General features: G+C 64.9%; 9 protein-coding genes. 2 read left to right on the top strand and 7 right to left on the bottom strand.

Going from position 1 to position 7,710, the window contains the following annotated elements:
- Nucleotides 1–266: bestrophin family ion channel (locus JMF90_RS15045; RefSeq protein ID WP_268905964.1), on the top strand; the 266-nt coding region annotated here is incomplete at its 5' end.
- 93 nt (nucleotides 267–359) lie between these two features.
- Nucleotides 360–767, top strand: coding sequence for a VOC family protein (locus JMF90_RS15040; RefSeq protein WP_201317339.1), 408 nt, complete (start codon nucleotides 360–362; stop codon nucleotides 765–767).
- Between the two features lie 65 nt (nucleotides 768–832).
- Here JMF90_RS15040 and JMF90_RS15035 read toward each other — a convergent pair whose 3' ends face one another.
- The 7 genes from JMF90_RS15035 to JMF90_RS15005 all read right to left on the bottom strand — a co-directional run bounded on the left by JMF90_RS15035 (nucleotide 833) and on the right by JMF90_RS15005 (nucleotide 7,708).
- Nucleotides 833–1,555 (bottom strand): class II aldolase and adducin N-terminal domain-containing protein, encoded by a 723-nt coding sequence (locus tag JMF90_RS15035; protein ID WP_201317338.1) that lies wholly within the window; start codon nucleotides 1,553–1,555, stop codon nucleotides 833–835.
- 156 nt (nucleotides 1,556–1,711) lie between these two features.
- Complete coding sequence (locus JMF90_RS15030) at nucleotides 1,712–2,590, bottom strand: amino acid ABC transporter ATP-binding protein (protein WP_249192343.1); 879 nt, start codon at nucleotides 2,588–2,590, stop codon at nucleotides 1,712–1,714.
- Nucleotides 2,591–2,776: 186 nt separating this feature from the next.
- On the bottom strand, nucleotides 2,777–3,961 hold the full coding sequence (gene argE / locus JMF90_RS15025; protein WP_201317337.1) for an acetylornithine deacetylase: 1,185 nt from the start codon (nucleotides 3,959–3,961) through the stop codon (nucleotides 2,777–2,779).
- Nucleotides 3,954–4,631 carry a DUF1028 domain-containing protein gene (locus tag JMF90_RS15020; RefSeq protein WP_201317336.1) on the bottom strand — a complete coding sequence of 226 codons (678 nt, stop codon included), beginning with the start codon at nucleotides 4,629–4,631 and terminating at the stop codon, nucleotides 3,954–3,956. The genes argE and JMF90_RS15020 overlap by 8 nt, the downstream gene beginning before the upstream one ends.
- A gap of 1 nt (nucleotide 4,632) precedes the next feature.
- Entirely contained in the window at nucleotides 4,633–5,079 is a 447-nt protein-coding gene (locus JMF90_RS15015) for a RidA family protein (RefSeq protein ID WP_201317335.1), read from the bottom strand.
- Between the two features lie 58 nt (nucleotides 5,080–5,137).
- Nucleotides 5,138–6,490, bottom strand: a complete 1,353-nt coding sequence (locus JMF90_RS15010; protein ID WP_201317334.1) for an NAD(P)/FAD-dependent oxidoreductase — start codon at nucleotides 6,488–6,490, stop codon at nucleotides 5,138–5,140.
- A gap of 405 nt (nucleotides 6,491–6,895) precedes the next feature.
- On the bottom strand, nucleotides 6,896–7,708 hold the full coding sequence (locus JMF90_RS15005; RefSeq protein WP_201325201.1) for an ABC transporter permease: 813 nt from the start codon (nucleotides 7,706–7,708) through the stop codon (nucleotides 6,896–6,898).
- Between the last annotated feature and the right edge of the window lie 2 nt (nucleotides 7,709–7,710).

Genomic DNA, 7,710 nt, shown 5'->3' with positions numbered 1-7,710 from the left:
GCACCGTGTATGCGTATTGCGTGCTGCTGCCGTTCGGGCTCGTCGATTCGACGGAGTTCTTCACGCCGCTGATCTGCGTATTCATTTCCTACACGCTGATCGCGCTCGAAGCGATCGCGAACGAGGTGGCCGAGCCGTTCGGCCTCGCGCCGAATGCGCTCGCGCTCGATGCGATCACGCGCACGATCGAGCGGTCGGTGCTCGAACTCGGCGATCGGCCGCTGCCGGAGGAGTTCGTGCCGGCGTCGACGTATCAGATCACATGACAGCGTGGGTCGGTAGTGTAGTCACCTGTAAGGTTGATCGGCCGGACCGGGGAGAGGTGTGTAGACTCGGGCTCGTTCAATGGAGTCCACACCATGCAATTGCTTGATCACGTGTCGATCGGCGTGCCGGATATCGACCAGGCACGCCCCTTCTACGATGCCGTCATGGCTGCGCTGGGCGCGACCAAGGTCTATGACCGGCCCAATGCGCTCGGCTATGGCGAACGGTGCAGCGCGAGCGACCCTGAGTCGACTTTTCTGGCGGTATATCTGGATCCCGCCGAAGTCGGGACGAGCAAGCGGCACTGGTGTTTCAAGGCCGCATCGCGCGAGCAGGTGCAGGCGTTTTTCGACGCCGGCCTCGCGACGGGGGGCCAGTCCGACGGCGAGCCCGGATTGCGGCCGCAGTACCACGGCGACTACTACGCGGCTTTTCTGATCGATCCGGCCGGCAACCGGGTCGAGGCCGTGTGTCATGCGGCGGAGCGCGGGCGGCCGTGATGGCGGCGATGCCCTGCGGTCAGTGAATGTGTCAGGATTACCCGCGCCTGCCGATTCCCACCTTTTCAATCCCGATACGACGGCTCCTCGACGTCCAGGATGCGCTTCATCTCGTCGAAATGCGCGATCGAGAAGTCACGGAAGCCTTCCCAGTCACGCGCGGTCTTCTCGGCCACTTCGTCGGACAGCACGTTGAGCGGCTTGCCGGTCGCGTACGCGTTGACGAGAATCCGGCACGCGCGTTCGAGCGTGTACATGTCGTCGAACGCCTCGCCGATCGTCGATGCGGTCACCAGTACGCCGTGATTGCCCATCAGCAGACGGGACTTGTCCTTGAGCAGCGACACGAGGCGGGCGCCTTCGTCTTCGGTATCCGCCATGCCCGAGAATGCGGTGTCCAGCGCGACACGATTGAAATAGCGGGCGGTGTTCTGCTCGATGGGCGGGATGGTCGGATCGGACAACGTCGAGATCGCGGTGACATGGACGGGGTGCAGGTGCATGGCGACGCGTACGTGCGGCAGTTGCTGGTGCAACCGACCATGGATTGCCCACGCGGTCGGATCGATGCTGCCGTTTTCAAGGCTCGAGCGATCATCGGCATCCAGCAGCACCAGGTCGCTCGCGCGGATTCGCGAGAAGTGCATCCATTTGGGGTTCATCAGGAAGCGACGGCCGTCGTCGGAAACGGCGACGCTGAAGTGGTTCGCGACCGCTTCATGCATGCCGAGGCGGGCGAAGCAGCGGAAGGCGGCGGCGAGATCGGTGCGAAGCCGGGTTTCGTTCATATCGAAGTACGTGAGCGCAAGCGTTTCAAAAAGGGGGCGCCGGCAGGGGCGCGGGCCGCAAGTTCATGGATGGGCGCAGCGGAGTTGCCGAAAAGGTTCGACCGGTCGGGCGGCCGAGCGCCGGCCACGCCTCGATGCGTCGACCCGCTTGCCGTCTCAGGGCGGTCCTTCCGCGTCGGCCGTTGCGTCGTCCGATTTCCAGAACGCGTTGCGATCGCGATAGTTCTGCAGGAACTGCTGCAGCCGGGGGTTCGTGGAGCGGCGGAACACCTCGCCGGGCGCGCCGCTCACCGCGATCCGGCCATGGTCGAGAAACACGACGCGATCGGCCATCTGAGCGGCGAAGCCCATCTCGTGCGTGACGACGACCATCGTCATCCCGTCGCGCGCGAGCTGTTTCATGACCTGCAGCACTTCGCCGACGAGTTCCGGGTCCAGTGCGGAGGTCGGCTCGTCGAACAGCATCAGGTTCGGCTCCATCGCCAACGCGCGGGCGATCGCCACACGCTGCTGCTGGCCACCGGACAGTTTCGACGGATGGGTATCCGCCTTGTGGGACATGCCGACCATTTCGAGCATGCGGCCGCCGATGGCGTTCGCCTCGGTAACCGGCAGGCGGCGCACCCGCCGCAGCGCTTCGGTGACGTTGCCGAGCACGCTCATGTGCGGCCACAGGTTGAACTGCTGAAACACCATGCCGATGTTGCGGCGCACGCGGTTGATCTCGGCGTTCGACGCGCGCACGCGCGCGCCGTTGCGTTCGACGTAGCCGAGCATCTCGCCCCCGATCCGGATCTCGCCGTGATCGTAGGTTTCGAGGGCGGCCATGCAGCGCAGCAACGTGCTCTTGCCGGACCCGGACGGGCCAATCAGGCAGACTACTTCGGATTGCGCGATCGACACATCGATTCCGCGCAGCACGTCGGTCTCGCCGAAACGTTTGTGCAGACCCTTGATTTCGACGAGCGGCATTGCGGACGCCCGGGCGAGCATGGCGGCAGGTACGCTTGCGGGGATGTCGCTGACTGCGTTCATGATTGCCTCGATCGGTTCGGGTCGTCGCGCCGTATTCACTCGTGTCGCGCGAAGGACGCAATGCAAGTTCGATGAGCGGACTTTACGTGGCCAATATTGAGTGGGAAAAAACTCTTTTCGAATGTCATTCGCAGTTTTTTCCAATGCAGCGCACCGGTGCCCGCCGTGCGCTCGACGGAATCGAAATCAGTCGGTGTCGCGATCGGTCGCTTCGGACGGGGCGAGATGTTCGGCCAGCCGCCGCAGCATCGCGTCGCAACCCTGCAGTTGGTCGACGCTCACGAACTCGTCCGGCTTGTGCCCCTGGTCCATGCTGCCCGGTCCGCACACGACGGTCGGAATGCCAGCCTGCTCGAACAGTCCGCCCTCCGTGCCGAACGCAACGGTGCCGAACGCGCTCGATCCGCTGAGTATCGACAGCAGGCGGGCCGCGTCGCCATCGTCCGGTGTCGACAGGCCCGGGTAGGCGGATAGCGGCTGCATCCGGATATCGCAATCCGCGTGAACCGCGCGCATCTTCGGCGTCAGATGTTGCTCCGCATAGGCCTGCAATTCGTGGGTCACTTCATCGGCGTCGAAGCCCGGCAGCGTGCGGACCTCGAAATCGAATTCGCATGCGTCGGGCACGATGTTCAACGCCTTGCCGCCGTGGATCAGACCCGTCTGGACCGTCGAGAACGGCGGATCGAAGCGAGGGTCGTGATGCTCCGGTTGCGCGAGGCGCTCGCCGATTTCCTCCAGCCGGTTGACCAGACGCGAAGCATACTGAATCGCATTGACGCCATACGGCGCATACGCGGAATGACACGCGGCGCCTTTGACGTGGCAGCGCATCGCCAGTTTGCCCTTGTGGCCGAGCACCGGTTTCAATTCGGTCGGCTCGCCGATCACGCACAGCACCGGCCGATGCGGGCGCTTCGCGAGTTCGGCCAGCATCGGCCGCACGCCGAGGCAGCCGATCTCCTCGTCGTACGAGAACGCGAGATGGATCGGCAACGGCAGCCGACGCGTGACGAACATCGGTACCGCGGCCAGCACCGACGCGAGAAAGCCCTTCATGTCCGCGGTGCCGCGGCCATACAGCCGGCCGTCGCGTTCGCTCATCCGAAACGGCTCGACGGTCCATGCCTGGCCGTCGGCGGGCACCACGTCCGTATGACCCGAGAGCACGATACCGCCGCGCTCGCGCGGTCCGATCGTGGCGAACAGGTTCGCTTTGCTGCGCGCGTCGTTGTAGAACAGTTCGCTGTCTACGCCGTAGCCCGCCAGATAGTCGCGGATGAACTCGATCATCGCGAGGTTCGAGTGCCGACTCACCGTATCGAAGCCGATCAGTTCGGCGAGCAGCGTGCGGCTGGTCGGGTCACTCATCGCCGGGTACGCCGTATTTCGGTGCGGTCGTCGGATCGAGTGCACGCGTCACGTAGTCCTGCATTTGCGGACGGTATGCATGCCACAGCGCGACGAGCGCCGCGATCGGGGCGTCATCGGTCCAGTCGACCCGCAGATCGACGAGCGGCCATACCTGCGTATCGACGATCTTCAACGCGGCCGAATGCACCGGCCCGGCTTCTCCGCCTGCGTCGATCGCCGCCTGCATCGCCGCGAGCAGACGGTCGGCGAGCGGGCCGGGCGTCGTCTCGAATGCAGGCACCATCGCGGAGATCACGTCCTGACTGGCGAGCATGTTGCCCGCGGCGACACACTGTCTGCCCGCCACCGCGTGATGCAGGCCGAGCGCCTGCGCGCCGGTCTGGAATGCCGTGCGGCCCTGCGCATCGACGACCGTGACCTGCCGATAGTCGCGCCAGCGATCGGTGGCGAGCGCGGCTTCGAGCGCCTGCGCGGGACCGGACGCGCCGTCGCCGAGCAGGTCGAGCACCTGCGGGCCGAGCGACGGCAGCGTGACGTTCTGCGTCGCCACGGCGCCCGCCCCAGTGCGAACCCACGGGCAGCGCGCGCCCACTGCGATGCTCGAGGAGCTGATTGCGACGCCGAGTTGTCCGGTTTCGGCGCATCTTCCGACGATCGAGAATGTCATGTCAGGATCCGGCAGCAGGGGTCGGCTGCCAGTTGTCGGGAATCACGGCGATGACGTCGATTTCCATCAGCCACTCCGGCTGGCCGAGCGCGCTGACCACGAGGCCGGTCGAGATCGGATAGACGCCCTTGAGCCACTTGCCGACGACCTGATAGACCGGCTCGCGATAACGCGGATCGATCAGATACGTGGTGGTCTTGACGATATGCGAGAGGTCGCTGCCGGCTTCCTCGAGCAGTTGCTTGACGTTCTTCATGGCCTGTTCGGTCTGCGCGCGCGGATCGCCCAGGCCGACCAGATTGCCGTCGAAGTCGGTGCCGATCTGGCCGCGCACATAGACCGTGTTGCCGGCCCGGACGGCCTGGCACAGATCGTTGTCCAGCGTCTGGTTCGGATAGGTATCTTTCGTGTTGAACATCCGGATACGGGTGTGGGTCGGCTGGCTCATCGTCATGCATTCCTGAAGGAGGGTTCGGTGGACGGCACGGTGCGCATCGGTCGGGCGTTCAATGCGCGGCGGCGCTGGTCGGCATCGGGCTCGGGACTACCGGCTCGGCACCATGATCGCCGGCGAGCGGCGCGGCGGCGATGTTCCGGTGCGCGGCGGCCGCGTGATAGTGCTGGTAGCTGCGCTGCGTCGCGATATGTCCGGCCACATGTTTGGCGTCGTGCCAGACGCCCCAGATGAACGCGGAGCCGCGCCGCGATAGCCACGGCAGACCGAGGAAATAGAGTCCGGGCTCGCTTGCGACGCCGCGCTGATGTTTCGGCTTGCCGTTCTCGTCGAAGGCGTCGACCTGCAGCCAGCCGAAGTCGTTCGCGTAGCCGGTCGCCCAGATGATCGACGTGACGCCTGCCGCGGCGAGGTCGAGCTGCGTGAGCGGTTCGGTGAGGCATGGCGGGTCGGCGGGAATGCGACGGGCTTCGGGCTCCTCCGGCAGATCGAGACCGTTGCTGGCGGCGTACGCGTCGGCGGCGTCCAGCAGCGACAGATAGTTTTCGTCGCCGGCCGCGATGTTGGTCGCGAGATCCGCTTCGAACGTGACGGTGCCCCGATCGAAGGCGCGGGTCACGCCGACCAGCGTCACACCGTCGTGCGCGAGACGGCGGAAGTCGACCGTGTGACCGCCGTCCGCGCCGCTCACGGCGATCGTCACATGCGACCGGCCGGGGCGCATCGTTTCCATGTCCCACAGACCCAGTACGCCAAGCCACCAGCAGAAATCGCGACCGCGATACGCGCGCGGCGGACGGTCGTGAGGACCGACGGACAGATAGACCTGACGGCCCGAGCGTTGCAGTTCGGCCGCGATCTGGACGCCCGACGAACCCGCGCCGACGACGAGCACGTTGCCGGCGGGCAGTTGCGCGGGATTGCGGTAGTCGGCGGAATGAATCTGCGTCAGGCGCGCGTCGGTGGGTGCGATGGCCGGAATGACCGGGCACTGGAACGGGCCGGTCGCGACCACGACGCGGTTCGCATGGAAGGTGCCATCCGATGTCTCGACGACAAAGCCCTGCCGGCCGCTCTCGCGAACCACGCGCTTGACGTCGACGCCGGTGCGAATCGGCGCGTCGATCATGCGCGCGTAGTCGACGAAATACTCGGCCATCTGATCCTTCGTTGCGAACCCGTCCGCATCGACGCCGCGGATATGCATGTTGGGAAAGCGGTCATGCCATGCCGGGCCGTTCGCCACCAGCGAATCCCAGCGTGCGGTGCGCCAACGCTCGGCGATGCGATCGCGTTCCAGCACGAGATGCGGCACGCCGAGCGCACCGAGGTGTTCGCTCATCGCGACACCGGCCTGTCCGGCGCCGACCACCAGCGTATCGATTGATGTGACTTCGACGGTCATGTTGGTTCTTCCTGGTGCGTATCGATTTGGTATTCATGGACTGACAAGTCCGTTTCACCGCAATTTGCCGCAATGGTCGCGATACGATCGCGTGACGCAATCGCGCCGTTCAGGCGCAGAATCTGAAATGCCTCGGTAGTCCGAAGCGATGTGCGTCGTGTTGAAGAAAATCTACGCCGGTACACTGAATCTGAAAAATATATTTAAAAAATGAATTGCATCCGGTTTGCCTATGCAGATGCGTGCGTATCGACCGGTAATGAACGGAACGCAGGCGCGTGGCCGCGGCAAAAAGACGCCGGGGTCGCCATCGAATCAGGGAAAAGGAAGGAGGCGGACGCAACCCAACGTACGACACCGACGGCATTGGCTGAGGGTGACTTCCACCTGCGCGGCAGACGGCGGCTAGGCCGCTTCGCGCGCCGCGCTCGAGGCCTGCGCGCGGCCACGCAGCCAGTTGATGCTGGTGAAGAGCAGAATCGCGAACACGATCAACACGGTGGCGACGGCGAGGATCGACGGATCGATCTGGTCGCGAATGCCGCTCCACATCTGCCGGGGCACGGTGCGTTGATCGGGACCGCCGATGAAGAGGATCACGATCACTTCGTCGAACGACGTCGCGAATGCGAACACGGCGCCAGTGGCAACCGCCGGCAGGATCAGTGGCAGCGTCACGCGGCGAAAGGTCGTCCACGGTGCGGCCCCGAGATTGGCGGCGGCGCGCAGCAGGCTCTGGTCGAACGACAGCAACGACGCGGTCACGGTAATCACGACAAACGGTGTGCCGAGTGCCGCATGCGCAAGGATCACACCCGGGTAGGAGTTGACGAGCCCGAGCGGCGCGAAGATCAGATAGAAGCCGGCCGCGACCACGACGATCGGTATGATCATGGGCGAAATCAGGATCGGCATGATCAGCGAGCGGAACGGAAAGTTGTCGCGCGCGAGACCGATCGCGGCGAGCGTGCCGAGACTCGTTGCAATCGCGGTCGACGCCGCGCCGATGGCCATGCTGTTCAGAAATGCCCGCTGCCAGTCAGGGCTTCCGAATGCCTGCGCGTACCAGCGCAGCGAGAAGCCTTCCATCGGGTATGAAAAATACGAGCCCGAATTGAACGACAGCGGAATGATCACGAGGATCGGCGCAACCAGGAAGAACAGCACGATCGCGCAGTGGATGCGCACACCGGCAGTAGCAATGCGCGTCGACGGCAGGC

The sequence above is a fragment of the Burkholderia sp. E168m23 genome (assembly GCF_016586125.1).
Taxonomy (GTDB): Bacteria; Pseudomonadota; Gammaproteobacteria; order Burkholderiales; family Burkholderiaceae; genus Burkholderia; species Burkholderia orbicola.
The sequence above is the reverse complement of the archived record's forward strand: the minus strand, read 5'-3'. Positions and strand labels throughout refer to the sequence as shown.

Bases quoted from the DNA above. Each gene is read 5' to 3' on its own strand.
- JMF90_RS15040 (WP_201317339.1), top strand. From the start codon at position 360: ATGCAATTGCTTGATCACGTGTCGATCGGCGTGCCGGATATCGACCAG.
- JMF90_RS15010 (WP_201317334.1), bottom strand. From the start codon at position 6,490: ATGACCGTCGAAGTCACATCAATCGATACGCTGGTGGTCGGCGCCGGA.
- JMF90_RS15020 (WP_201317336.1), bottom strand. From the start codon at position 4,631: ATGACATTCTCGATCGTCGGAAGATGCGCCGAAACCGGACAACTCGGC.
- JMF90_RS15035 (WP_201317338.1), bottom strand. From the start codon at position 1,555: ATGAACGAAACCCGGCTTCGCACCGATCTCGCCGCCGCCTTCCGCTGC.
- argE (WP_201317337.1), bottom strand. From the start codon at position 3,961: ATGAGTGACCCGACCAGCCGCACGCTGCTCGCCGAACTGATCGGCTTC.
- JMF90_RS15030 (WP_249192343.1), bottom strand. From the start codon at position 2,590: ATGAACGCAGTCAGCGACATCCCCGCAAGCGTACCTGCCGCCATGCTC.
- JMF90_RS15015 (WP_201317335.1), bottom strand. From the start codon at position 5,079: ATGAGCCAGCCGACCCACACCCGTATCCGGATGTTCAACACGAAAGAT.